Here is a 25,431-nt window from a genome sequence, read left to right as displayed (position 1 = left end):
CTACTCGTCCCAAGAACGACCGTCTTTAGTGATAAGCGCGACTGAAGCAACTGGGCCCCATGTACCTGCTGGGTAAGACTTTGGTTTCTCGTCAGTTTCTTCCCAAGCTTGAATGATGCCGTCGACCCAACTCCATGCTTGTTCAACTTCATCACGACGAACAAATAAAGCTTGATTCCCCAACATGGCTTCTAACAACAAACGCTCATATGCATCTGCTATACGTTCATTTTTAAACGTTTCAGAGAAACTTAAATCAAGCTTAGTTGTTTGCAAACGCTGCTTTTCACCTAGTCCAGGAACCTTGTTCAACATCTGGATCTCAACCCCTTCATGAGGTTGTAGACGAATAGTTAGCTTGTTAGGCGGTAAATTACGGTAGTTAGAGCTGTAAAGATTGTGTGGTGGGTTCTTAAAGTAAACCACAATTTCAGAACTCTTAAACGGCATGCGCTTGCCACTTCTCAAATAGAAGGGAACACCCGCCCAGCGCCAGTTATCGATATCAACTCGAAGCGCTACAAAGGTTTCAGCGTTTGACTGAACGTTAGCGCCCTCTTCTTCTAGGTAGCCTGGTACTGGCGCACCTTTTAGGAACCCACTTGAGTATTGGCCACGAACGGTATTTTCGTAAATATTATCCGAATTGATTGGACGCAGAGATTTAAGCACTTTCACTTTTTCATCACGGATATTATCGGCGTCTAGATTGACTGGAGGATCCATTGCAACCAGCGTCAACACTTGCAGTAAATGGTTTTGGATCATATCTCGCATCTGGCCAGCTTTATCAAAGTAGCCCCAACGCCCTTCAATACCAACCTCTTCAGCAACAGTTAACTGCACATGGTCAATCGTTCGGTTGTCCCACTTTGATGCAAACAGCGAATTTGCAAAACGTAATGCGAGTAGATTTTGAACCGTTTCTTTACCTAAGTAATGGTCAATCCGATAAACTTGGTTTTCGTCGAAGTAGGCAGAAACTTGATCATTGATAATTTTGGAGGTAGCTAGATCAGAACCGATTGGCTTTTCCAGTACAACACGAGAATCAGGGAAGATAAGATTTTGTTCATTTAGGCAACGACAGATATCGCCAAAGATAGAAGGCGGAGTGGCAAAGTAGCTTACCATCACTCTTTTCTCAGGCTCCAACACGTCATGGAATGCTTTATAGCCTTCAGAAACCGTAAAGTTTGTTCCTACATAATGACAACGATCTAAAAAGCGATTTACGGTCTCGTCACATAATTCGTCTTTTACAAATGTCTTCAATGCCGTCATCACAAGTTCACGATACTCTTCTTGAGTAAAGTCATCTTTGGCAACGCCTAGTACTTTCGTTTCTATATTAAGTAAGTTCGCTTTATCAAGCTGATACAGAGACGGCAGCAACTTTCGCTTAGCGAGGTCACCTTTGGTACCAAATAGAACAAAATCACAAGCTTTGGCTTCTGGTGTTGTTATGCCCATAGCTTCAAAATCTCCTTTTGATCCTGTGTCCCATCATTTTTGATGAGATTTCACATGTTTGTTGTAATATAACAACAGAAATTGGTAATTGCATCTAAATTCTATAATAAACTTCAAGTCAGTCTATTAGGCAAGTTGACACAATCTCTGATATGCTTTCGTGATAAAATTACTAAATTTTATCATCTTTGTACCTGTTAACTTTATAATTTTATTCAAGCTTTAATGTTTAGCCAATGTTGTACCTGCTTAGCTTTCGAAAGCACTACAAAAATATAATAAAACTACATTACTATTGAGTGGACGTACGTATATGAATACCCTAGAAAAGGTTCAAAAAAGCCTTACCCATTTTAGTAAATCTGAACGTAAAGTTGCAGAAGTTATCCTTTCTTCACCGCAAACCGCGATTCACTCTAGTATAGCTACACTAGCCAAAATGGCAGATGTCAGCGAGCCGACGGTAAACCGTTTCTGCCGTCGACTTGATACTAAAGGGTTTCCAGACTTTAAGTTACATTTAGCCCAAAGCCTAGCCAATGGTACTCCTTACGTCAGTCGCCATGTTGAAGAGGACGATAGTCCTGATTCATATACCACCAAAATATTCGAATCTTCAATGGCATCGCTCGATACAGCAAGACAAAGCATCGATACCACCGCGATTAATAAGGCTGTTGATGTATTGACTCAAGCAAAGAAAATATCTTTCTTTGGCCTTGGTGCCTCAGCTTCTGTTGCCCATGACGCGCAGAATAAATTTTTCCGCTTTAATGTTCCTGTCATCTCTTTCGACGATGTTCTAATGCAACGTATGAGCTGTATCAACAGTAATGAGGGTGACGTAGTTGTACTAATATCCCATACAGGTAGAACTAAATCACTCATTGATATAGCAAAACTCGCTCGCGAAAACGGTGCAGCAGTAATAGGTATTACCGCACGTAACTCTCCACTTTCTACGGTATGTACACTACCTGTAACGATGGAAGTCCCTGAAGATACCGATATGTACCTACCTATGGCATCACGTCTAGCACAGTTGGTTATAATAGATGTATTAGCAACAGGATTCACATTGAGACGAGGTCCTCGTTTCCGTGAGAATTTAAAGCGAGTTAAAGAAGTATTGAAAGAATCTAGAATAGACAAAGATCCCATTCTGTAAGTGGCTTTCGACATGATTTAGGACAGTTTAGCAGGTGCTCTACTGTCCTTTAGTCTAATAATGTTGCAAGGGTTCACAAAATTAAAAACTTGAGATAGATCATTTTGTTCGTAATTTTACTACATTTAAGGGTATTGTCTGTTAATATAGTGTCAGAATTTTTTAAAACTTAACGGAGTATGTCATGTTCCGCAGAACCAAAATTGTAACAACTTTGGGCCCAGCCACTGACCGTGATGACAACCTACGCCGCATTATTGCTGCCGGCGCTAACGTTGTTCGCTTAAACTTTTCTCACGGTGCACCAGAAGATCACAAAAAACGCGCAGACGATACACGAGCGATTGCAAAAGAGCTTGGTGTTCATGTTGCTGTTCTTGGTGACCTTCAAGGTCCTAAAATTCGTATTTCAACTTTTAAAGACAACAAAAAGGTACAGCTGGCGTTAGGCCAAGCCTATACCTTGGATGGCGATCTTGAAAAAGGCGAAGGCGATGAGAATCAAGTGGGTATTGACTACAAAGAGCTACCAAAAGATGTCAGCCTAGGCGACATTTTGATGCTTGATGATGGCCGAGTTCAGTTGCGTGTTGAAAAAGTAGAAGGTAACAAGGTTCACACTATTGTTACTGTTGCGGGTCCTTTGTCTAATAACAAAGGGATCAACAAGCAAGGCGGCGGACTGTCTGCTGCTGCATTAACTGAAAAAGATAAGCGTGACATTATCACAGCTGCTGCAATTAAAGTTGATTACCTAGCGGTTTCTTTCCCACGTAGCGGCGCAGATCTAAATTATGCGCGTGAATTGGCGCAAGAAGCGGGTAGTAATGCACTCATCGTTTCTAAAGTTGAGCGTGCTGAAGCCGTTGTTTCTGACGAAGCGATGGATGATGTGATCATTGCCTCTGACGCAGTAATGGTTGCTCGTGGTGACCTAGGTGTTGAAATCGGCGATCCAGCTCTTGTTGCTGTGCAAAAGAAATTGATTAGCCGTTCTCGTCAACTAAACAAGCCTGTTATTACGGCGACTCAGATGATGGAGTCTATGATAACAAGCCCAATGCCGACTCGTGCTGAAGTTATGGACGTTGCAAACGCCGTACTTGATGGCACTGATGCAGTGATGCTTTCAGCTGAAACGGCTGCAGGTGACTTCCCTGAAGAAACTGTTAAAGCAATGGCTGAAGTCTGTTTAGGTGCTGAATCTCACCCAAGTGTGCAGGTATCAAAGCATAGACTTGATCAACAGTTCACTACGATTGAAGAGACTATCGCACTTTCTACTATGTATGCTGCTAACCATTTAGATGGTGTTAAAGCAATTATTGCATTAACAGAATCAGGTGCAACACCTCAAATGATGTCTCGCATCAGTTCAGCGCTGCCTATTTTCGCGATGTCTCGTCATGAAGTGACTCTTGCTAAGATGGCGCTTTACCGTGGTGTTCAACCAGTCTATTTTGACTCAACGGCTCATGCTCCAGAAGCTGTTGCACAAAAAGCACTTGAAACATTAGCGGCAGCAGGTTACCTACAAAGTGGTGACATGGCGATGATGACAAAAGGTGATGCAATGGAAACCGTTGGTGGTACTAACACTAGCAAGGTTGTTGTTGTAGCTTAATTTGCTAGCCATTTAAATGGCTTGTAGATACCTTTTAAAAGCATGTCTGTTTATAACAGACATGCTTTTTTATTTTCAGGCCTTCCGAAATAAGTGCTAATGCCAATCAGTATAAAGATTTGATCGCTCAGCGAGAGTTTAGCGGCTTTGAGGTAAGGCAATGAATGAAGAGCATAGTTATTCTACGTTCAAGTTCATTAACGCAGCATCAGAGCCGCTAAAACTCGCCTGTAGGAGTGTTTTTGGCTTGCTACTTCTGCGTTGAATAAACTTATAAGGGAACAACCATTATGTCATTTATCCGCCTTGAATTAGCGTGCCAAAAACGCTCTGAGTAGATCAACTTCTTATACTGATTGGTATAATGCCCATTAATCTTTTATGCAAAAGAGGATCAAAAAGTTATTGCTGACTATTGACGCCTTTTGCACATTTGCAGCTGCTAAGTCCATACGCACATGACATTGACTAGCTGGCCATTCAAAAAATAAACTACGATGAGTTATACCGCTACCTTGCTTCCCTCATTCATAGAGTCCTACATCAGTAATTTATACCTTAGTTTCAAGCGTTTTTGTTTAGTCAGTCTGTTAACAGAAGCCAAAAAAAGCCACTAAAGTTATTCAGTGGCTTTCAAAAAACGAGTTACGCTCATTACAGCACAACTGTATTAATCAAATTAAAGCGCTTCGAAATCATCGACATTTATCGCAGCTAACCTTAATTCATTTGCAACGACAAGTTGTTGATGTTCCTCTTTGCTAATTAAGTCAATTTCTAGTGCTGAGTCAAACAAAACTTGAGGTGCCAATTTCCTTGCTAAGCTGCCCTCTTTCTGAGCCTGCTTCATACGAGCAAATAGCTCCTTACATTCATACTTAGCGACAAATGCACGCTCAACATCGGCGATACCGCTGACATCGTTATCGATATCTGGACATAAGAAAGTCAATCTATCACGCGCAGGCCCAGGACGACTCATCGAATTAACCACTTCAATAGACAGCTTGTCATCAGTTTGGTTAAAGTGATTCCCTAGTGGAAAGATTAATACCCGCAAAAGACCAGCAACAATCCGGTTTGGAAAATTTCTAATCGCTTCATCTAACGCTTTTGCAGCAAGGTGTAATCTGGTTGCCATCACATGTTTAACTGTGGGTAAGTCTTCGAATTGGCGACCATTGTCTTCAAACAACTTTAACGTTGCTGATGCTAAATAAAGCTGACTCAGGACGTCACCCAACCTTGCGCTCAACATCTCTTTACGTTTTAAATCGCCGCCAAGCATTAACATAGACATGTCAGACATTATGGCTAGCGCTGCAGATAAGCGGGTCATGCTTTTGTAATAACGTTTGGTATCACCACTCACAGGCGATGACGCGAAGCAACTACCCGTCAATGCATGACTAAAAGCGCTAAAACCATTACGAGCGGCATAACCGATATGTCCGGTCAGCAGTGAATCAAACCGCTCTAGGCCCGCTGCTTTATCTTCCATTTCCGCAGCTTCCATCTCAGCAAGTACATAGGGATGACAACGCGTAGCGCCTTGGCCAAAAATCATTAAACTCCGGGTAAGGATATTGGCACCTTCTACCGTGATTGAAATTGGCAGTGCAATATAGGCATTTCCTAGATAATTTTTGGGACCGAGTTGTATCCCCTTTCCAGACTGAATATCCATTGCATCATCGATGACATTTCGTCCAAGCTCTGTCATATGGTACTTAGCAATCGCAGTTACTATAGAGGGTTTGACATTAAGATCGATTCCCGTTGTTGTTAAGCGTCTCGCAGCTTCCAACTGGTAAGTATTACTAATGATCCGAGCAAGTGCTTCTTGCACCCCTTCAAACTGTCCGATAGGCATTCCAAACTGCTGTCTAACCGAGCTATAAGCCGTTGTAGTTTTAGTTGCCATGTGGCCCAACGCAGTCGATAGAGCAGGTAAGGAAATTCCACGGCCAGCTGATAAACACTCAACTAGCATTCGCCAACCTCGCCCCGCATATTGCGGTCCACCGATAATCCAATCCAATGGGATAAAGACATCTTTTCCTTGCGTGGTACCATTCATAAAGGCCAAGTGCAGTGGGTCATGTCGACGGCCAATTTCTACGCCTGGATGATCGGTAGGAATGAGTGCGCAGGTAATACCTATCTGCTTCTGCTCTCCTAGTAAGCCGTCAGGATCGTGCATTTGAAACGCCAGACCCAATACATCAGCAACCGGGGCAAGCGTGATATAACGTTTATTCCAATTGAGCCTTAACCCCAAGGTTTGCTCACCATTAAAATCTTGGCGACAAACAATACCCGTATCAGGTATTGCACCAGCATCACTGCCTGCCTCAGGTCCAGTTAGCGCAAAACAAGGGATAGCTTGCCCATCTGCAAGTTTTGGTAACCAATAATCTTTTTGTTCAGTGGTACCATAATGAGTTAAAAGCTCACCAGGACCTAACGAGTTAGGCACCATCACAGTGACTGCAGCGCTGACACTTCTGCTGGCTATTTTGCTAACAATCGTTGAATTAGCGTAGGCAGAAAATCCACGCCCACCGAACTTTTTAGGAATAATAAGCGCAAAGAAACCCTCTTTTTTAAAGAACTCCCACAGTTCAGGCGGTAGATCCTTCCTATTGCTGACAATGTCATAGTCGTCAATCATCGATAAGGCGGTTTGAACTTGATTATTGATAAAATCTTGCTCATCTGAAGTTAACGCTGGTTTTCCATAGCTATGCAGCATCTGCCAATTGGGTTTGCCTTTAAATAGCTCTCCTTCCCACCATACGTCACCGGCTTCCATAGCCTCTTTCTCAGTGTCTGATAACGGTGGTAGCACTTTTTTAAAAAAACTAAATACAGGTCGGGTAATTAGCTGCATTCTGATGTTCTTCACCGCAAAGATCACCACCACAGCGATAATTAACAATATTAATAACGTAATAAACATAATTTCTAGTTTGCATCCTTGTTGACTGGAACTGAAACCCCCGCCGACAAATAAGGGATAACTTTTCGAATAACCGCTTCTATATCATTGTGTTCGCCAAAATCTGCTTCAGCAATTTCGGTTAATGCATCTGCTGACGCCATAGTGAAAACAACTGTACCTAAGGTAAAGTGTAATCGCCAAAACATCTCTGCGGGAGGAATATGTGGCGTACTTTCACCAACAGCCTTTACGAATAGACTTAAATACTTACCATAGTGAGTCGTGATGAACCAGCGTAAATGACCTTGGCTCTCTATATAACCGCGTCCCAACAGCTGCAAAAAGGTCGTCGTACCCTCTGTTCTTAATTTGTTTAGCTCAAGTAAAGGATTTACCAGAGTTGAAAAGATATCATCTAGGGATGCATTGGCATCGGCACTGCGAACCGTGACAATAGCCTCTGCAGCAGCAGGCATGAAAACATCAAGATAACGGGCGAGCACCGCTCTAATCAGCTCTTTCTTCGAGCCAAAGTGATAATTGACTGATGCGAGGTTTACTTCAGCTTTACTTGTTATTAATCTAAGAGATGTTTCTGAAAACCCTCTCTCTGCAAATAGCTTTTCTGCTGCATCCAGTATTCTTGTTTTTGTATCGGAGCGATTTGCCATTCCGTTGCCTTTATTAATTCAATTTAAACACTCGTTTAAATTAAACACTCGCTTGCTTTTTGTCAAACAATAAACCTGTTTACCTTACATATGTGCGCTATTTTGTTCATCTACGCTAGCCTACTATCAATCAATAACAAAATGAGTAAAATAAGCAACACAAAAATAACAAAGGATTTTTAAGGATGAATATGACCTTTACCAAGGTTTCTAAGCTATCAGTATTGATAGCCATTTCGCTCGGCGTAACAGCCTGTAATAAAACAGAAGCGGTAGATACACCAACTGTTGATAAAATCGCTGAGGCGAAACAGTTCATTACAGATGCAGAATCTACGATGGCAGATTTATCCATTGAGATAAATCGTTCAGAGTGGATCTACAGCAATTTTATTACCGAAGACACTGCAGCGTTATCAGCCAGTGTGGCTGAGAAATACACTGGTACCTCTGTACAGCTAGCGACAGAGTCAGCTCAATATGCACACTTAGCATTAGACCCCGCAGACAAAAGAAAGTTAAACATATTACGCAGTTCCATAGTGCTTCCTGCGCCTTTAGATCCCGTTAAAAACGCTGAACTAGCCAATATTAGTGCAGAATTAAACGGACTCTACGGCAAAGGAAAATATTGCTTCCAAGATGGCCGTTGTTTAACCCAACCAGAACTATCAGCAATAATGGGTGAATCTAATAACCCAGATGAGCTACTTGAGGTATGGAAAGGCTGGCGTGAAATATCTAAGCCAATGCGCCCCTTATTTGAAAGGGAAGTTGAACTGGCAAACGAGGGGGCGCAAGATCTTGGTTATGCTAACCTATCTGAGTTGTGGCGCAGCCAGTATGATATGAAACCAGACGAGTTCTCGGATGAACTCGACCGTCTATGGGGACAAGTCAAACCACTCTATGACTCGCTGCATTGCTACGTGCGTGGCGAACTAAATGAGCAGTACGGTGATACCGTTGCGCCAGCAACTGGCGCAATTCCAGCTCACCTACTTGGCAATATGTGGGCTCAAAGCTGGGGCAATGTTTATGATCAAGTTGCACCGCAAGATGCAGATCCAGGCTATGATGTCACCGAACTGCTAGCTAAGCATAACTACGATGAAATCAAGATGGTCAAACAGGCCGAGAGCTTTTTTACTTCACTTGGTTTTGAAGAGTTACCGGATACTTTCTGGGATAGATCATTATTCGTTCAACCAAAAGATCGGGATGTCGTCTGTCACGCCTCTGCATGGGACTTGGATAACGAAGATGATATCCGCATTAAGATGTGTATCCAAAAAACAGCAGAAGATTTTACCGTGATTCACCACGAACTTGGTCACAACTTCTATCAACGTGCCTATAAAGAGCAGCCATTTATCTTTAAAAATAGCGCTAATGACGGCTTCCATGAGGCCATTGGCGACACCGTTGCCCTGTCTATCACACCAAACTATTTGAAACAGATTGGTTTGCTAGACGAAGTGCCTGATGCATCAAAAGATATTGGCTTATTGCTAAAGCAAGCTTTAGACAAGGTCGCCTTTCTACCTTTTGGTTTAATGATAGATCAATGGCGTTGGAAGGTATTTAGCGGCGAAATCACCCCAGCGCAATACAATCAGGCATGGTGGGATCTGCGTGAAAAATACCAAGGTGTAAAAGCGCCAGTTGCACGTAATGAGTCAGACTTTGATCCAGGTGCTAAATACCATGTTCCTGGTAATGTACCTTACACACGCTATTTCTTAGCCCATATACTGCAATTCCAATTCCACAAGTCATTATGTGAAATCGCGGGCGATAACGGACCTGTTCATCGTTGTAGTATTTATGGTAACAAGGAAGCAGGTGCCAAGTTAAACACCATGTTAGAGATGGGCCAAAGTAAACCTTGGCCTGAAGCACTAGCTGCTGTAACTGGCACTAAAGAGATGGATGCAAAAGCTGTACTGGATTACTTCGCACCATTACAAATTTGGCTAGATGAGCAAAATAAAACGGCCAATCGCCAATGTGGTTGGTAAAAGCAAGCTAAAGCATTAACGTTTCACTGATTAAAGGCCATTTAATGTAACTTAAATGGCCTTTTTAATATGTGTTAAATCACGATGTAACGATAAGTCTGGCGATATATAACTCATGGCGAACAAGTTATTTTTATAAACGCGTACTCGCTCCTTTGTGATTAAATTCTTGTGTTTCAATTCGCTTTTGTGCAGATTTCGTCAACATGACATACAGCGCCCCAGCTCCACCGTGGTGAGGTTTTGCGCTATGAAAAGCAAGTACTGAGTCAATTTGGGTCAACCAAGTGACAGTAAAGGACTTCATCAATGCAGCAATCGGTTTACTTTTGGCGCCTTTACCATGAATAACTAATATGCTTCGCTGCCCCAATGCTATAGCCTGCTCAATCGATTGAAATAGTACCTCTCTGGCTAAAGCGAGTTTTAACTGATGTAGATCGACTTCACTAGCGATTCTATAACCACCGCAGCTTAGTCTTTCAAACACAGCGCTTTGAACACCGTCTCGCTTAAAACCAACTATCTTTTCGGGTTCAAGCGCTTTGATTTGATTTACATCTAACGTTAGTTTAAGTAAAGATTCGTTGGCTTCTAGATCTCTACGCCGCTGTAACTGTGGAGCTGTTGCTTTAATACTGTGGACTGAAGCACTAGTTAGATTCTTTTTCATCGGCGTCACGCCTAACATTTCATTCATAAACAGTGCCGTATCGTCTTCCAACATCACTAACCCCTACTCCGTCGCTAAACTAAAATCAGTGTACTCCAGTGCATTGTATTAACCAATACAACCTCTGCGCAATTGAGTACAAATACAGCGCATACTGTATTTCATAGCAATAACACCTCATTGTAGCGACAATTTCAAAACTGCATGAACCTACAATTCGTATAGCCATCTGAAGTTAATTCGTTCAGTTAATCGCCGATGCATTAAATCTACACATTTTGTAAAGAACTAATTCTTTTGTTCGATCAAGTCGTCGCTTATAGTGAAGGTAGGAATTACTGTTTTGAAGCCACACATGTTTAAAAAAGCCACAAACCGTTTAATGCTGGTCATTTGCCTCTATTTCTCGGCAATGGGTATCGCTTTTGCTAATGATAACGAAGCATTGAATGAACTTTATGATCACTTCAACGAAGCATTTAACGAATTAGATGTTAGCAGATTGCAGTCTATTTACTCTGAGGATGCTTGCTATATTCCTGAAAGCCAAGGAGAAGAGATCACCGTTGGCCGTGACAATATTGTCGAACTGTACAAAACTTTTTTTGGCAAGATAAAGCATAAAAATGCCAAAATAGAGGTCGACTTTAGAGTCATAGAAAGAAATATAGAAGGCTCAAGTGCAACAGATATCGGCTACTACCTTATTCGCTTTCATCCATCTATTGATGCAGGTGAACCGGTAAGCGAATTTGCGGGAAAATTTGTGACGGTTTCCAAAAAGAAAGCTGACGGTAAATGGTATTTAACCGTAGATACTAACAATAGAGCTGAAGCCTCTTTTTATTTTAATGCTAAACCCTCATCAAACCTATATTATGGTCGGCAATTTTCTGCCTTAAATAGCTTTGATAAGCCCCAAGTTGATGACAAACCCAAATAATGATCCAGCGACAGAGTGTCCATGCTGCTCAGGAACAAACTACCAAAACTGCTGTGAGCCATTACATTTAAAAAAAGTAATTGCATCAAGCCCCGAACAGTTAATGCGCTCACGCTTTTGTGCTTTCTATTTTGGGCTATTTGATTACTTAATCGAAACGCACCATAAACAATACCTTGGCGGGTTAACTTCTGAGTTACTAAGTGAAGGCCCTCAACCAAATTGGCTCAGTTTGGAAGTCATCTCTTCATCTAAATTAGACTTACAGGGAAAAGTAACTTTTCAAGCGTGGTTTAAAGATAAGAATAAGTTGGACGCCATACACGAGAGTTCTGATTTTATAAAAGAAAATGATTCTTGGTATTACACCGAAGGTGTCCAATACAGCCCTGTATATCCAAAACGAAATGAGTTATGTGTTTGTGGTAGTAAAAAGAAGTTTAAACAGTGCTGCCTATAAATGCTCGTTTATCAATGAACTGGTGTTGACGACTCTTCTAAGAATTCACCAAATTCAGAAACCCTTAACGCAGGGCTATATAAGAAACCTTGAGCTTGGTGGCACAGATGATCAGCCAAGAAGAGCTCCTGCTCTTTGGTTTCAACTCCTTCAGCAGTCAAGGAAATATTGAGTGCCGATGCCATGGCGATAATCGCACTAACAATTTCGCGGCTTTCATGACTAACGCTGAGATCTGAAATAAACGAACGGTCAATTTTAAGCTTACTGATAGGGAACTGTTTTAGATATCGCATTGAGCTATAACCTGTCCCAAAATCATCAATGGCTAGACCGACCCCTAACTCTGCCAGCTCGTTACATAAATTTGTTGCAGAACGAATATCTTCCATCAATTCAGTTTCAGTGATTTCCAATATCAAGCTGTGAGGTTTTAATCGATAGCGGCCTATTAATTCCCAAACTTGCTCAAACAGCGTGCCACTAAAAAACTGCCTAGCTGAAACGTTAACATGCATTGATATATCAATTTGGCGGTGCTGCCATAAATTTAGCTGTTTACATGCAGCTTCAAGCACCCATGAACCGATATCAGTGATAAGCCCCGTTTGCTCGGCAATATCAATAAACGCCCCAGGGTATAACACACCTTTTTTAGGGTGATGCCATCGAATGAGTGCTTCAGCACCGATATAAGCCTGCTTTTTCAAATCTTTTAACGGCTGGTAGTACAGCTCGAATTGACGCCCCTTTATCGCCACAGCTAAGTCACGCTCTATCTGTGCATCATCCTTAAATGCATTCAATAATGCAGAGTTGAACACTTGTATTGCATTCCCTTGCTTATTCTTTGCATATTGCAGGGCAATATCTGCACAGGTTAGCGCAGGAAATAGCTGCTCAATAGAGGCAATATCAACTGCTGCTATGGCCGGTTTAGGTTCTATTTGCTCTGTACCTATGCTAACCGGTAGTTCCAAATTATTATATAAACGCTCGATTAAGGGAGTGATCACATCAACTTCACGAGAGTCACTGATTAAGACCGCAAACTCATCACTACCAATCCGGGCGATCTCTTCGATATGATTAATGTCTGCGAAATGTCTAATCCGCCTAGCAACTTCTACCAGCATCAAATCACCATTAGCATGGCCATAGGTATCGTTGAAGCGTTTAAATCCACGAAGGTCTATGAGAACAAGATGGCCCTCTTTTGCCCTATCTAACACTCGACCAAAGTGAGTTCGATTATATAAACCGGTTAACCCACAGCGCCAAGCCAACCGTTCAAGTTCACTTTGATGTTGATGCTGTTCTGTACAGTTATCAGCATTGATTAACGCAAAATGATTACCTCTTTCAGATATGAAACGTTTAACTGAGAGTCTCACCCAATAATCGGTTCCATCTCGACGGACAAGCTTAACCTCTTCTTCAGAGCTTTCCCCTGCTCTAGCTTTAGCCAGCACTATTTCAGCTTTGTCTGGAAATTGTTTAAAAAACTCTAATTCTTGTACAGGGCGGCCAATAATCTGGTCTTTGGGGATTTGGGTTAATACAAAATGAGCGTTATTAACATACTCTATGGTTAATGATGCAAGGTTTACCACCATCATTATTTGATCTGACTGCTCCGTGGCAGACAAAAACAATTTTAACCGCTCATCTTTATCGTAAGCGTATTTAGTTGCTAACGTTAGCGCTAGTTGATCAGCAACTTGCGATGTTAATTGTATTTCGGCTTCTTGCCAGGGCGATAATTCGCTGTCACGCTCTAAGCTTAATACCCCTTCTAGATGACCATTAATCCTTATCGAAACCTCTAATGCAGCAGTTACCTTCTGATGACGATAATAATGATTAAGTTCAATTAGCAGCGGATCTGATATGCAATTGTCAGATGCTATATGGCGGTTAACCCTAAGTTCTTCAACAAAGGTGGGACAAAGTGATGGCAATGGGCGTGAAACGTCTGCAGGCGCGACTGAAAAGGCTGGCGTGCTGTATACATTTTCAAGGATATTTGATTCTTCGCTCAAACCAGAAATAACAACTCGCGAGACGACGAGCTGTTCTAAAAGCAATTCAGCAGCCAATTTAGCAGTGGCATTAAAGTCGCCACACTGCTTAGCCTTGGAGTTAACAATTTGTTCTAACAATTTCTGGTATCTATGTTTCTTCACTCGATATCCTAAAAGCGGCAAACAAAAGGTTTACCAAATGGTTTGAAGTCTTGGTGCCAAACCGATATTTTATTTTTTATAGTGCATTAAGATACACGAGAAGGCCTTATAGCAGCAACAATTACTACCATAAGTTACAAACTATTCTCTAATTGGAAGATCATTTTTTCTGCACTAAATGAAAATGTTAGCGTTAAAGTGAGCTGATCACCGTTAGTCGCGATTTCGCTACGAACCTCTTCGAAACGATTTATAGCTTTTTCAGCAACTTCATTTGCTAGTTTCGAAGCGTTTTCGCCTGTCAGTGTTAGCTCTAAAACAGTATCGTGCTCATCAATTACCGCACCAACATCAACAAAGCTACCACAATCATTACACGTATCATTAACTAAATCAGACTGTGCATTTTGAATATTTTTCATGTTAAACCGATTCTCATACTAAAAATTAGTGCACTAATTATATATCAGCTTAACGTGTAACAAAGGGATCATTCTCAAGCTTGAGCAATTAATTCACTCATTTGTCGCTGCATGACTAAATGGTCAACAAAATGAGAGTGTTTTACGCGATGTTCAGTGGCAATGTTCTGGTATCGATTACGAGTGTGAATATCACAGTTTGCAATGACTTCCTCCATATCTAATTGATCATTACCACGGATAACAAGTGCCTCTTCATCCACTGCATTATTTAGTCTAAAAGCTGTTATCCCCCCATTTTGGAATGCTGAGCTGTTATTCGTCACCGGAGAATCTATAGTGAGTCGTTTTATTAATGGCTGACTTTCCCCGAGTTCAAATTTAGCGCGTAGATCCTGTTGTTTGAACTCCGGCGTATGAAATTGAGCCATATCACGTGCATCAGCAGACAACAGTGATAGCAATAAAGCAAATTCACCACGCCGATTCGTCTCAACAGCACTGTTGAGACGCGAGCCTAATTGTAATTCGTTAACTAAAGGGCTAACTGCTTGCATAACGCACTATTTGCATAAAAAAAAACCGATAAAACAACCTGTTGGTACTTAATCGACCACTTAGCAGATTACTTTAGTAATTATTTTAAATTTAAGCTTTACATGAGAAAAAATTCTGACTACTATTGCCGCCGCAATTGAGGAGGGGTTCCCGAGTGGCCAAAGGGATCAGATTGTAAATCTGACGGCTCAGCCTTCGAAGGTTCGAATCCTTCTCCCTCCACCATTTGCGCACAATTTGTAGAAAGAGATATGTGGAGGGGTTCCCGAGTGGCCAAAGGGATCAGATTGTAAATCTGACGGCTCAGCCTTCGAAGGTTCGAATCCTTCTCCCTCCACCACTTCTATCAACAAATTGAAAAGTAAAAAACACAATAGGCCAATATTGTGTGCGGTAAAGTAAGAAAATGTGGAGGGGTTCCCGAGTGGCCAAAGGGACCAGATTGTAAATCTGATGGCTCAGCCTTCGAAGGTTCGAATCCTTCTCCCTCCACCACTTCTTAGCTCTCTTGCTATATCTATTCGATAAAATCCTTATTCAACATCTTTCTCTCCTGATTTAAAACATTTAGAAGTTTTCATTTGTAACTTAAAAGTTAATCAAGTTATTAGCTATTGTAACGGTTATGAATTTCTGATTATTATCCGTTATTATCTCTACCATTGTGCCATTTATTTCACTATGATTTAGCTTTCTGATCAACATCAAAGGCCTAATTTTGACTAGTTCTTGGGTAAATCAAGCCATCGAAAAAATCGATGCAGACTTTCAACGAAGTGCAGACACTCACCTAATTAAACTTGATACCCCCGGTTTGAGTGGCATTGATATTTACCTTAAAGATGAAAGTACCCACCCTACTGGTAGTTTAAAACATAGACTTGCTCGTTCGCTTTTTCTTTACGCTCTATGTAACGGCTGGATCAAAGAGAACACAACAGTTATCGAATCATCTTCAGGCAGCACTGCGGTATCCGAAGCCTACTTTGCCCGACTACTTGGATTGCCTTTTATTGCCGTCATGCCAAGCAGTACCGCGAAGAAAAAAATACAGCAAATAGAGTTCTACGGCGGCCAATGCCACTTTGTCGATCATTCAAGTAAAATCTACGCTGAATCAGAGCGTTTAGCCAAAGAGTTAGACGGCCATTATATGGATCAGTTTACTTACGCTGAGCGTGCTACCGATTGGCGTGGCAACAATAACATTGCCAACTCTATTTTTAATCAAATGGAGAGAGAACAACATGCTATCCCATCATGGATTGTCATGAGTCCTGGCACCGGCGGCACATCAGCAACAATTGGACGCTATATTCGCTATCAACGATTAGCGACTAAGCTGTGCGTTGTTGACCCTGAAAATTCAGTATTTTTTGATTACTTCAATACAGGTAATACTGATATCACGTGTACTAATGGCAGTAAAATTGAAGGTATTGGTCGGCCAAGAGTTGAGCCTTCTTTTATACCCGGGGTTGTCGATGAAATGCGAAAAATTCCAGATCCTGCATCTGTGGCAACCATAAACTGGTTAGAGAACATCATCGGACGTAAAACTGGCGCTTCGACAGGAACAAATCTTTACGGCGCCTTACAGCTCGCATCAGAGATGGCCGAGAGAGGAGAGACCGGATCAATTGTGACCTTAATTTGTGACTCTGGTGAGCGTTACCTTGACACCTATTACGATGCTCAATGGGTTAAGGACAATATAGGCGACTTAACACCTTACAATAATGCACTCGCTCACTTTAGTGAAACCAGTGTGCTTAATTGTCCGGCTGCTAAATAGTAATTAGCATAAAAAAGCCCTTGCTGAGTGTGACTCACAAGGGCTTTTTTATATTTAGTAGCAAACAAACTCTGCTCACAAAAACCGAGTCTATATCGGTCAGCGACTAATCGATATCTAAATACTTATGTGTTTGAATGGAAAGGCGCCAGTTGCGTTCAATACAAGTTTTCATCGCCAGTTCAGTCGCCCTTGCCTTTTGGCTAATAGGTTGTAAGCAGACGGTTTTATCATTGATATCGATATCAGCTAACAGTTCATCCAATTCATCAATATGATTACGAGTTGCAATAGGGTGCTTAATTTCATTTGCACGCTCAAGAGCCTGTGCGAGTACCTTATAGCCACCTTTCATATTAATTTTAGGCGAGACGGTAACCCAAGTTCCACTGTCACACGCCACTTCAAAGGTACCACTCGTTTCTATCTGTGTCTGATAGCCCATTTGATGTAAGTAGTGGGTAAACTCAGTGAGGTCGTACATGCACGGCTCACCGCCAGTTATCACTATATGTTTAGCCGTAAACCCTTTGCTTTTGAAAGCAGCAACCAATTGCTCGCTGGATAACTCTGACCAACGCCCTATCGTCCCGTCAACTTGGATCACTAACTCAGGTGCGACTCGATTCTCCTCAATAACGTCCCAGGTGTGTTTGGTATCACACCAGGCGCAGCCAACAGGACAACCTTGAAGCCTAACAAAAATGGCCGGTACTCCGGTAAAATAGCCCTCACCTTGTATGGTTTCAAACACTTCATTGACTGGGTAATTCATTTTCTTTTCCTCGAGTTCAGCAGGGCGGCATTTATAGAGGATTTTTAACCGTGTAGCAAGTAGTTTAAATGCAAACCCCGCTGCGTTAAACTATCGCATCTCATCTCTATATAAATTGAAGTTCTATTATTATGTCAAAAGCAATTGTCGTATTTTCTGGTGGCCAAGATTCCACGACCTGTCTAATTCAAGCACTCACCCAATATGATGAAGTTCACTGTGTGACTTTCGATTATGGCCAAAGGCATAGACAAGAGATTGAGATAGCCAAAGAATTATCTTCAAAGTTGGGCGCTAGCAGTCATCAGGTGCTAGATGTTGGGATCTTAAATGATCTAACGGTTTCAGCCCTCACCCGCGATATCCCTATCGAAGAGAACAAAGACGGTAACGCGATCCCCAATACATTTGTCCCAGGTCGAAACATTTTGTTTCTCACGCTAGCTGGGATTTATGCTTATCAAATCAATGCCGATGTTATCATTACGGGAGTATGCGAAACAGACTTCTCAGGCTATCCTGATTGTCGCAATGAGTTCATTAAGTCAATGCAAACTGCACTGATGCAAGGAATGGATAAGCAGCTAACCATTAGCACCCCATTAATGTGGCTCGATAAAGCTGAAACCTGGGCGCTTGCAGACAAATACAATAGCCTTGAGTTAGTTCGCCATCAGACTCTTACCTGTTATAACGGACTAAAGGGCGATGGTTGTGGTACATGTCCGGCCTGTATATTAAGACAACGTGGGCTCGATGAATATTTAGCTAATTCAACAATGTACCAAGCCCAGTTAGCCGCTAAATGTACAGAATAACGCCAATGGTCAAAAGTCCCTACTTTGTCGTCATATTAGTAAGTTTACTGTGCATTCTTCTATTCTCTTTAGGCTTAGATGATGCTTTAGCCTATAGACGAGACAACATTTTTGAGGGGCAATGGTGGCGGTTAATAAGCGGTAATTTCCTGCATACCAACATTTGGCACTTAGCCATGAACTTGGCTGGTTTATGGGTGATAGTGTTACTGTTTGAGCAACATTACAGCGCCAAAATGCTCACTATTCTGATTTTAACTTTAGGTTTACTGCAAGGGCTAGCATTACTGATGTTCTTTCCAAATACCCTAGGTTACGTTGGCCTGAGTGGACTATTACATGGACTTTTTGTTTTTGGCGCTGTGCTAGATATAAGCAAAGGTCTCAAAACAGGATATTTATTAACTCTGGGAGTTATTTTGAAAGTGCTCTATGAGCAAACCTTTGGTGCCAGCCATGAAGTAACATCACTCATAGGTGCTCGTGTTGCCACTGAGGCGCATTTAATAGGCGTAGTGAGTGGCTTTATCTGCTTAGCGTATCTTTATGGCGTTAATCATGTGAAGAGTAACAGATAAAAAATAGGAGACTTCAGTCTCCTATTTTCTTAAATTCGCAATTGGGTTTCTGTCACGCCTTTATAAATTTCTCACGTAATCTGCCGACTCTATCCCTAAGCGCTGCAGCCTCTTCAAACTCTAAATTCTTGGCATGTTCATGCATCTGTTTTTCAAGCTTATCGATCTCATGACTGATATCAGCAGGTTTGGCGTGATAATCAGCGTCACTCTCTGCCACTTTGGCAAACTCGCTCGACACATTATCACTATCACCCACATCCATAACATCTGTGATACGCTTGATGACACCCTTAGGTGTAATGCCATTATCAAGATTGTACTGATGCTGCATCTCCCGACGACGATTCGTTTCCGTAATCGCTTTATCCATAGACTTAGTGATACGGTCGCCATACAGAATAACTTTGCCATTAACATTACGCGCTGCGCGCCCAATAGTTTGAATTAGAGAACGCTCAGAACGTAAGAAGCCCTCTTTGTCTGCATCAAGAATACAGACTAAAGAAACCTCAGGCATGTCTAACCCTTCACGCAGTAAGTTAATGCCAATAAGCACATCGAAAACACCCAGCCTAAGGTCGCGAATGATCTCTACACGCTCAACAGTATCAATATCTGAATGCAAATATCTTACTTTAACGCCATGTTCATCCAAATACTCAGACAGATCCTCCGACATCCTCTTCGTTAATGTCGTGACAAGCACCCGTTCGTTAACTGCGACACGCTTACCTATCTCAGAGAGTAGGTCATCAACCTGTATGCCAACAGGCCTAACTTCGATCTCGGGGTCGAGAAGCCCTGTAGGCCTTACAACCTGCTCAGCGACCTCTCCCTCTGATCTGTTAATCTCGTATTCACTTGGCGTTGCTGAAACAAAAATGCTTTGTGGCATTAGCGCTTCAAATTCTTCAAATTTTAATGGACGATTGTCGAGTGCCGAAGGTAAACGAAATCCATACTCAACCAAATTCATCTTTCTTGAGCGATCGCCTTTATACATAGCGCCAATTTGAGGAACCGTGACGTGTGATTCATCAATAATCAACAGACCATCTTCAGGCAGATAATCGAGTAATGTTGGCGGTCCATCACCAGAAGCACGCCCTGAAAGATAACGAGAGTAGTTCTCGATACCAGAGCAATAACCAAGTTCAGTCATCATTTCAACGTCATATTGTACCCGCTCAGTAATACGCTGTTCTTCTATGAGTTTATTTAGGTCTAATAACTGCTTCTTACGTTCACGCAGCTCCTCTTTAATATGTTCAGTCGCCGCCAAAATCGATTCTCGCGGTGTCACGTAATGACTCTTAGGATAAACAGTAATACGGGCGATACGCTTCATGATGTGACCAGTTAGCGGATCGAATAAGCTTAAACGCTCAATTTCATCATCAAAAAGCTCTACTCTAATTGCATGCTTGTCAGAATCAGCGGGAAACACATCGATCACTTCACCACGAACACGGTACGTGCCTCGCTGCAGTTCTATATCATTGCGCGTATATTGCAGCTCACTGAGTCGTTTGAGCATGTCGCGCTGATCCATTATTGCGCCTTCCCTAAGATGCAATAACATTTTCATATAGGACTTGGGATCACCCAAGCCATAAATCGCCGATACAGATGCAATCAACACCACATCTTTACGCTCTAGCAATGCTTTAGTTGCGGACAAACGCATCTGCTCAATATGCGCATTGACAGAGGCATCCTTTTCAATAAAAGTCCCTGTTGAAGGCACATAGGCTTCAGGTTGGTAATAATCGTAATAAGAAACAAAATACTCTACGGCATTGTGAGGAAAAAACTCTTTCATTTCGCCATAAAGCTGTGCTGCTAGCGTTTTATTTGGTGCCATTATTATGGTGGGGCGCGCCATTTTTTCTATGACATTCGCAATAGTAAAGGTTTTTCCAGAGCCAGTTACCCCTAATAAGGTTTGGCTAGCCAAACCTGACTCTAAACCATCAACGAGTTGATTAATGGCTGTCGGCTGGTCGCCAGCAGGTTTATATTGGGATTCCAATTGAAATACGGATTCAGACACTAGATTAAGCTTCCTCATTTTTCTTGGGCGTATTTTACCCTATTTGAACATTCAGATGGGGCTATACGCTAAAATTATGTTGAGTCTCCCTATCGATTTCATATTAAAACAGTATAAATAGCCAATAAGTCAGCCACTAATCTCACCCCTTAAGGCTACCCGATGCAATCTGGTACTTCTAATTTGTAACCCCACCGGACAATCGGTTTTATCCAATCACGGTAAAGTTGATCGATTAACAGATGATTCCATAGCGAATTAATATGACGGTTTCTGTATTTTAAGATGAAAGTTTGTGACAGGCTAATAATCAGTAACTTAGGACTCCTCCTTGCCCTGTACTTGCCTAAACATGGCACTTTAATTCACAATCCAGCTACATTAGACAGTTACAAATTAGCAACAATTTAAGAGAAGGTCGAAATTATCTGTTGATTTTTGCATCAACATGTTTTTAAACAATAAAAAAAAATCCTGGCAAAATTGTGCATTTTAACCTCAAGCCCCTATACATAAGCGTTTGCAACAGATTTTTTCACTTAACCCACAGGCTTATCCACAGATTTAGTGGATAACTCATCTAAGCCTTGCTATAACGGGACTTTTAACCAAGCCTGCTACTTTAGTATGACAGGAAAAGATTTTGTAATTTTATTACATATGAAATTATTGTACCTTCCAAAACCATCCCCCTTTCACTCGATATTGCTCATAACTAATCGAAAACTACGATTAACTCATATACTTGCATTCTAACTGCTCACTTAATGTAAAATATGGTGCATTCATCACCATGATGCGCATTTGATGAACACTTAACTCTATAAATCCACTTTTTTTCCATTGGCGAGTTGACTCAGTTGTAAGAGCGATTTAATATGCGCTCCGTCTTCAACGAGACGTAACTTATTCGATTCCCCTGTAGTTCAGTTGGTAGAACGGCGGACTGTTAATCCGTATGTCACTGGTTCGAGTCCAGTCTGGGGAGCCACTTTTATATAAACAGCTAAATATTGATAAAAAATGTAATTCCCCTGTAGTTCAGTTGGTAGAACGGCGGACTGTTAATCCGTATGTCACTGGTTCGAGTCCAGTCTGGGGAGCCAATTTTTTATCAACCTTTAATAAATAAAATGCAATTCCCCTGTAGTTCAGTTGGTAGAACGGCGGACTGTTAATCCGTATGTCACTGGTTCGAGTCCAGTCTGGGGAGCCACTTTATTTATAATTAGATTTATGCGATTCCCCTGTAGTTCAGTTGGTAGAACGGCGGACTGTTAATCCGTATGTCACTGGTTCGAGTCCAGTCTGGGGAGCCAATCTAATTAACGCGTATTATAGGTAACAAACGATTCCCCTGTAGTTCAGTTGGTAGAACGGCGGACTGTTAATCCGTATGTCACTGGTTCGAGTCCAGTCTGGGGAGCCAACCTAATTCAATCTCAGCATCTCAGCATCTCAGCATCTCAGCATCTCAGCATCTCAGCATCTCAGCATCTCAGCATCTCAGCATCTCAGCATCTCAGCATGTTTCAATCAAAATAAAAATTCCTCAAGTAAAGCAACTGATAATAAATTAAAAACCTGTTTATAATGGCCATTGATAGAAATTTTTAGATTTATCACTCTCTTCTATGAATGTGAATGGACTCAATATGACTAGTTTCCGATATTTTCAGTTTTTTTTAGTGTCTATATTCTGTGGGCTAACATTTGTTACATACACTGTTAACCGAGCCGACATATTAACATACAGCGAAAATACACTCGCGCAGTACGCCGCTACTATTAATGCTGCGACTAGTTGGCAAGGTGATGGTAAGGCTTTATTCCTAAACCTAGATAAGCAATTCTCTTTTCAGTTTTTTCAATATATAGACAGTAATGACAGTGATAATAGCTACACCCATGGCCGATTACTCCCCCAGCATGAAGATGTAATTAGCGAACTGTTTCAAATAGATATTCCATACACACAATCTTTAGAAAATGGTCGATTACAAGTAAGACTCTCCATTGGTAACGCCTTTTCTGAAACCGTTATAAAGTTTAAACAACAACTGATGCTCATATGGGCGACATTTTTACTTATCAGTATTTTCAGTTTTGCACTTACTTTGCGTCAAACCAAAAAGTTACGCTATAGCGCTAAACTGATAGAGGAACTACCGAGTTTTGCTTTCCACTCAATACAAAAGTCTAAGTTGAAAGGCGAATTCAAACTGCTAGCAACCGCTATAGAATCATGTCAGTACAATTTGAAAGCTGAAATAGATAAACTCACTGACGCCAATGAAAAACTATCAAGAGCCGCATTTCAAGATCCAATCACCGGCTTTGGAACCCGCGCAAAATTCACTGAAAAACTCAATGAGATTTGCTCTCCCAATAGCCAGCAGTTCGGTGTACTTGCGATAGTAAAAGCCACTGAGCTTGGTTCCATAAACCAGTTACATGGTCGTGAAGCTGGAGATGATTACTTAACCCGCATCTCAAATCACATTAGAAAATCCTTAGTTAAGTCTCCTAATGCTTATTGTTATCGAATCTCAACAGCAGATTTTGCGCTCATATTACCCGACGTTACGCTCAAAGATGGTACAAGTATTATTGAGCAGGTAAAGAATGCATTCGATGAGTACCAGCAAAACTTGGGAACCGATTCTGTCGCCTATATTGGATTATGCCCCTACCTCCAAAATAGCGATCCCGTTTCTTTAATGACTCTAGCCGATACCGCTGTGAGTATCGCTCAAACATTGGGTCCTAATAGTGTACATGTGCTTCAAAGACTCAATGGCGATGAGTTATTTGGAGACAGTCGATGGAAAGTCGCTATCGATGACATAGTAAAACGTCAGGCAATCAAATTTTATGCCCAGCCTATTCGCCCTTGTAGAAATGATGTGGAGTCTTACCGAGAACTACTATCTCGATTTTATAATGTTCAAGGTAAATTTCTCCCAACAACAACTGTTATAGCCATGGCTGAACGCCACGGAATGAGCGAGGAACTCGATAGGCTTGTCATCTTAAAAACCCTCAGTATGCTCAATGAAACACCATCAATGTCAGGTTTATTTGGCATAAATATATCGGCATCATCTGCAAACCAGGAAAGCTTTGTAGCCTGGCTTAAAAATGTGCTGGTTCGCCAGCGCCACATCGCAGCAAGATTAGTTTTTGAAGTCAATGAGTCAGGGATGCAAACTAATTTGTCTGCAACTTATCATTTTATTAATGAAATCCACAGTGTTGGAGCACGTGTATCCATTGAACGATTTGGCCTAGGTTTCACCTCTTTTAAGTTTTTCAAAGATGTTCGGCCAGACTTTATTAAATTGGACAGTAGCTATACCCAAGGGATAAATTCTGACGCCCACAATCAGTTCTTTGTCAAAATGATAATTGATATAGCTAGAAAACTAACTATCCGAGTGATTGCCACTGGTGTCGAAAATCAAGAGGAAAAGCTGGCAATGGAACACCTGTTAATGGATGGGCTTCAAGGGTACTACATCGCAAAGCCAACTCCTTTATTAACAGTAAGTAACAGTGAAAAAGCTGAAATAGTGCTTTAAAATTACTCACTAGAAACCAAATTCATTTGTCCTTGCTTTCTTTGTGTTGTTTATGGCGGCGGAAAAGCCGATAATAGCGCTAAGATTGTCTAAAAAATGAATTGAGATGAGTGAATATCTCCTGTTATTGGTCGGCACAGTGCTGGTCAACAACTTTGTATTAGTTAAATTTCTAGGTTTATGCCCTTTTATGGGGGTATCGAGCAAGCTTGAGTCAGCTATTGGCATGTCAATGGCGACCACTTTTGTGCTGACCTTAGCGTCTATTCTTAGCTACCTCGTGAACCAGTATCTGTTGTTGCCATTTGATCTTGGCTACCTCAGAACAATGAGCTTTATTCTAGTCATTGCCGTCGTCGTTCAATTTACCGAAATGCTAGTACAGAAAACCAGTGCATCATTGCATCGCGCATTGGGCATTTACTTGCCACTGATTACGACAAACTGTGCAGTACTCGGTGTTGCTCTACTCAATATTAACGAAGACCATAACTTTTTCGAGTCTGCGATATTTGGTTTTGGTGCTGCAGTTGGTTTCTCCTTAGTCTTGATCCTATTTTCAGCTATGCGTGAACGGCTTGCGGCTGCAGATGTTCCTGCGCCGTTTAAGGGCGGCGCCATCGCCATGGTTACCGCAGGTCTGATGTCTCTAGCATTTATGGGCTTTACAGGGTTGGTTAAATAA

General features: G+C 41.6%; 19 protein-coding genes and 8 tRNA genes. 18 read left to right on the top strand and 9 right to left on the bottom strand.

Going from position 1 to position 25,431, the window contains the following annotated elements; translation table 11 throughout:
• Positions 1-1,473, bottom strand: a complete 1,473-nt coding sequence (gene zwf, locus SWP_RS10735) for a glucose-6-phosphate dehydrogenase (protein ID WP_020912493.1) — start codon at positions 1,471-1,473, stop codon at positions 1-3.
• A 313-nt stretch (positions 1,474-1,786) separates the two neighbouring features.
• Here zwf and SWP_RS10730 point away from each other — a divergent pair, with 313 nt between their 5' ends.
• Both SWP_RS10730 and pyk read left to right on the top strand, forming a co-directional pair.
• Complete coding sequence (locus SWP_RS10730; RefSeq protein WP_020912492.1) at positions 1,787-2,641, top strand: MurR/RpiR family transcriptional regulator; 855 nt, start codon at positions 1,787-1,789, stop codon at positions 2,639-2,641.
• Positions 2,642-2,825: 184 nt separating this feature from the next.
• Entirely contained in the window at positions 2,826-4,265 is a 1,440-nt protein-coding gene (pyk, locus tag SWP_RS10725) for a pyruvate kinase (protein ID WP_020912491.1), read from the top strand.
• Between the two features lie 679 nt (positions 4,266-4,944).
• Here the strand turns inward: pyk and SWP_RS10720 are convergent.
• Complete coding sequence (locus SWP_RS10720; RefSeq protein WP_020912489.1) at positions 4,945-7,227, bottom strand: acyl-CoA dehydrogenase; 2,283 nt, start codon at positions 7,225-7,227, stop codon at positions 4,945-4,947.
• A gap of 5 nt (positions 7,228-7,232) precedes the next feature.
• Positions 7,233-7,880 (bottom strand): TetR family transcriptional repressor PsrA, encoded by a 648-nt coding sequence (gene psrA, locus SWP_RS10715; RefSeq protein WP_020912488.1) that lies wholly within the window; start codon positions 7,878-7,880, stop codon positions 7,233-7,235.
• Between the two features lie 185 nt (positions 7,881-8,065).
• Here psrA and SWP_RS10710 point away from each other — a divergent pair, with 185 nt between their 5' ends.
• Positions 8,066-9,901 carry a M2 family metallopeptidase gene (locus SWP_RS10710; RefSeq protein WP_020912487.1) on the top strand — a complete coding sequence of 612 codons (1,836 nt, stop codon included), beginning with the start codon at positions 8,066-8,068 and terminating at the stop codon, positions 9,899-9,901.
• 133 nt (positions 9,902-10,034) lie between these two features.
• On the opposite strand, the gene smrA is transcribed toward SWP_RS10710, so the two are convergent.
• Positions 10,035-10,628 (bottom strand): DNA endonuclease SmrA, encoded by a 594-nt coding sequence (gene smrA / locus SWP_RS10705; protein WP_020912486.1) that lies wholly within the window; start codon positions 10,626-10,628, stop codon positions 10,035-10,037.
• Positions 10,629-10,929: 301 nt separating this feature from the next.
• Between smrA and SWP_RS10700 the strand changes: the two genes are divergently transcribed.
• Together SWP_RS10700 and SWP_RS10695 are read left to right on the top strand one after the other, a co-directional pair.
• Positions 10,930-11,517 (top strand): YybH family protein, encoded by a 588-nt coding sequence (locus SWP_RS10700; RefSeq protein ID WP_044555848.1) that lies wholly within the window; start codon positions 10,930-10,932, stop codon positions 11,515-11,517.
• On the top strand, positions 11,501-11,977 hold the full coding sequence (locus SWP_RS10695; RefSeq protein ID WP_044555847.1) for a YchJ family protein: 477 nt from the start codon (positions 11,501-11,503) through the stop codon (positions 11,975-11,977). The genes SWP_RS10700 and SWP_RS10695 overlap by 17 nt, the downstream gene beginning before the upstream one ends.
• Positions 11,978-11,988: 11 nt before the next feature.
• On the opposite strand, the gene SWP_RS10690 is transcribed toward SWP_RS10695, so the two are convergent.
• The 3 genes from SWP_RS10690 to SWP_RS10680 form a co-directional block, all read right to left on the bottom strand.
• Positions 11,989-14,163: a putative bifunctional diguanylate cyclase/phosphodiesterase gene (locus tag SWP_RS10690; RefSeq protein WP_020912484.1), complete on the bottom strand. Its 2,175-nt coding sequence runs from the start codon at positions 14,161-14,163 to the stop codon at positions 11,989-11,991.
• A gap of 134 nt (positions 14,164-14,297) precedes the next feature.
• The gene (locus SWP_RS10685) at positions 14,298-14,585 is read right to left on the bottom strand and encodes a DUF406 family protein (RefSeq protein WP_020912483.1); all 288 of its coding nucleotides are present in this window, start codon (positions 14,583-14,585) and stop codon (positions 14,298-14,300) included.
• 74 nt (positions 14,586-14,659) lie between these two features.
• Complete coding sequence (locus SWP_RS10680; protein WP_020912482.1) at positions 14,660-15,142, bottom strand: VC2046/SO_2500 family protein; 483 nt, start codon at positions 15,140-15,142, stop codon at positions 14,660-14,662.
• Positions 15,143-15,283: 141 nt separating this feature from the next.
• Here SWP_RS10680 and SWP_RS10675 point away from each other — a divergent pair.
• The 4 genes from SWP_RS10675 to SWP_RS10660 all read left to right on the top strand — a co-directional run bounded on the left by SWP_RS10675 (position 15,284) and on the right by SWP_RS10660 (position 16,938).
• A tRNA-Tyr gene (locus SWP_RS10675) sits at positions 15,284-15,368 on the top strand.
• Between the two features lie 30 nt (positions 15,369-15,398).
• Positions 15,399-15,483, top strand: a tRNA-Tyr gene (locus SWP_RS10670).
• Positions 15,484-15,553: 70 nt separating this feature from the next.
• Positions 15,554-15,638, top strand: a tRNA-Tyr gene (locus SWP_RS10665).
• Between the two features lie 223 nt (positions 15,639-15,861).
• Positions 15,862-16,938 (top strand): PLP-dependent cysteine synthase family protein, encoded by a 1,077-nt coding sequence (locus SWP_RS10660; protein ID WP_020912481.1) that lies wholly within the window; start codon positions 15,862-15,864, stop codon positions 16,936-16,938.
• Positions 16,939-17,044: 106 nt separating this feature from the next.
• Here SWP_RS10660 and queE read toward each other — a convergent pair whose 3' ends face one another.
• Positions 17,045-17,713: a 7-carboxy-7-deazaguanine synthase QueE gene (gene queE / locus SWP_RS10655; RefSeq protein WP_020912480.1), complete on the bottom strand. Its 669-nt coding sequence runs from the start codon at positions 17,711-17,713 to the stop codon at positions 17,045-17,047.
• A 131-nt stretch (positions 17,714-17,844) separates the two neighbouring features.
• Between queE and queC the strand changes: the two genes are divergently transcribed.
• Together queC and rrtA are read left to right on the top strand one after the other, a co-directional pair.
• Positions 17,845-18,531: a 7-cyano-7-deazaguanine synthase QueC gene (gene queC / locus SWP_RS10650; protein WP_020912479.1), complete on the top strand. Its 687-nt coding sequence runs from the start codon at positions 17,845-17,847 to the stop codon at positions 18,529-18,531.
• A gap of 5 nt (positions 18,532-18,536) precedes the next feature.
• Positions 18,537-19,109: a rhombosortase gene (gene rrtA / locus SWP_RS10645; RefSeq protein ID WP_044555845.1), complete on the top strand. Its 573-nt coding sequence runs from the start codon at positions 18,537-18,539 to the stop codon at positions 19,107-19,109.
• A 52-nt stretch (positions 19,110-19,161) separates the two neighbouring features.
• On the opposite strand, the gene uvrB is transcribed toward rrtA, so the two are convergent.
• A complete protein-coding gene (uvrB, locus tag SWP_RS10640; RefSeq protein WP_020912477.1) occupies positions 19,162-21,165 on the bottom strand; it encodes an excinuclease ABC subunit UvrB in 2,004 nt (667 codons plus the stop codon).
• Between the two features lie 915 nt (positions 21,166-22,080).
• Here uvrB and SWP_RS10635 point away from each other — a divergent pair.
• The 7 genes from SWP_RS10635 to rsxA all read left to right on the top strand — a co-directional run bounded on the left by SWP_RS10635 (position 22,081) and on the right by rsxA (position 25,431).
• Positions 22,081-22,156: transfer RNA gene (locus SWP_RS10635), tRNA-Asn, on the top strand.
• A 39-nt stretch (positions 22,157-22,195) separates the two neighbouring features.
• Positions 22,196-22,271, top strand: a tRNA-Asn gene (locus SWP_RS10630).
• A 34-nt stretch (positions 22,272-22,305) separates the two neighbouring features.
• A tRNA-Asn gene (locus SWP_RS10625) sits at positions 22,306-22,381 on the top strand.
• A 27-nt stretch (positions 22,382-22,408) separates the two neighbouring features.
• Positions 22,409-22,484 (top strand) — tRNA-Asn (locus SWP_RS10620).
• A gap of 34 nt (positions 22,485-22,518) precedes the next feature.
• Positions 22,519-22,594: transfer RNA gene (locus SWP_RS10615), tRNA-Asn, on the top strand.
• Positions 22,595-22,820: 226 nt separating this feature from the next.
• Entirely contained in the window at positions 22,821-24,746 is a 1,926-nt protein-coding gene (locus SWP_RS10610; RefSeq protein ID WP_044555844.1) for an EAL domain-containing protein, read from the top strand.
• Between the two features lie 106 nt (positions 24,747-24,852).
• Complete coding sequence (rsxA, locus tag SWP_RS10605) at positions 24,853-25,431, top strand: electron transport complex subunit RsxA (RefSeq protein ID WP_020912475.1); 579 nt, start codon at positions 24,853-24,855, stop codon at positions 25,429-25,431.

Source organism: Shewanella piezotolerans WP3 (genome assembly GCF_000014885.1).
Lineage (GTDB): Bacteria > Pseudomonadota > Gammaproteobacteria > Enterobacterales > Shewanellaceae > Shewanella > Shewanella piezotolerans.
The sequence above is the reverse complement of the archived record's forward strand: the minus strand, read 5'-3'. Positions and strand labels throughout refer to the sequence as shown.

Coding starts and splice junctions, on each gene's coding strand:
- SWP_RS10730 (WP_020912492.1), top strand. CDS start 1,787: ATGAATACCCTAGAAAAGGTTCAAAAAAGCCTTACCCATTTTAGTAAA.
- zwf (WP_020912493.1), bottom strand. CDS start 1,473: ATGGGCATAACAACACCAGAAGCCAAAGCTTGTGATTTTGTTCTATTT.
- smrA (WP_020912486.1), bottom strand. CDS start 10,628: ATGTTGGAAGACGATACGGCACTGTTTATGAATGAAATGTTAGGCGTG.
- SWP_RS10700 (WP_044555848.1), top strand. CDS start 10,930: ATGTTTAAAAAAGCCACAAACCGTTTAATGCTGGTCATTTGCCTCTAT.
- pyk (WP_020912491.1), top strand. CDS start 2,826: ATGTTCCGCAGAACCAAAATTGTAACAACTTTGGGCCCAGCCACTGAC.
- rsxA (WP_020912475.1), top strand. CDS start 24,853: ATGAGTGAATATCTCCTGTTATTGGTCGGCACAGTGCTGGTCAACAAC.
- SWP_RS10720 (WP_020912489.1), bottom strand. CDS start 7,227: ATGTTTATTACGTTATTAATATTGTTAATTATCGCTGTGGTGGTGATC.
- SWP_RS10685 (WP_020912483.1), bottom strand. CDS start 14,585: ATGAAAAATATTCAAAATGCACAGTCTGATTTAGTTAATGATACGTGT.
- SWP_RS10710 (WP_020912487.1), top strand. CDS start 8,066: ATGAATATGACCTTTACCAAGGTTTCTAAGCTATCAGTATTGATAGCC.
- SWP_RS10695 (WP_044555847.1), top strand. CDS start 11,501: ATGACAAACCCAAATAATGATCCAGCGACAGAGTGTCCATGCTGCTCA.
- psrA (WP_020912488.1), bottom strand. CDS start 7,880: ATGGCAAATCGCTCCGATACAAAAACAAGAATACTGGATGCAGCAGAA.
- SWP_RS10610 (WP_044555844.1), top strand. CDS start 22,821: ATGACTAGTTTCCGATATTTTCAGTTTTTTTTAGTGTCTATATTCTGT.
- rrtA (WP_044555845.1), top strand. CDS start 18,537: ATGGTCAAAAGTCCCTACTTTGTCGTCATATTAGTAAGTTTACTGTGC.
- queC (WP_020912479.1), top strand. CDS start 17,845: ATGTCAAAAGCAATTGTCGTATTTTCTGGTGGCCAAGATTCCACGACC.
- SWP_RS10680 (WP_020912482.1), bottom strand. CDS start 15,142: ATGCAAGCAGTTAGCCCTTTAGTTAACGAATTACAATTAGGCTCGCGT.
- queE (WP_020912480.1), bottom strand. CDS start 17,713: ATGAATTACCCAGTCAATGAAGTGTTTGAAACCATACAAGGTGAGGGC.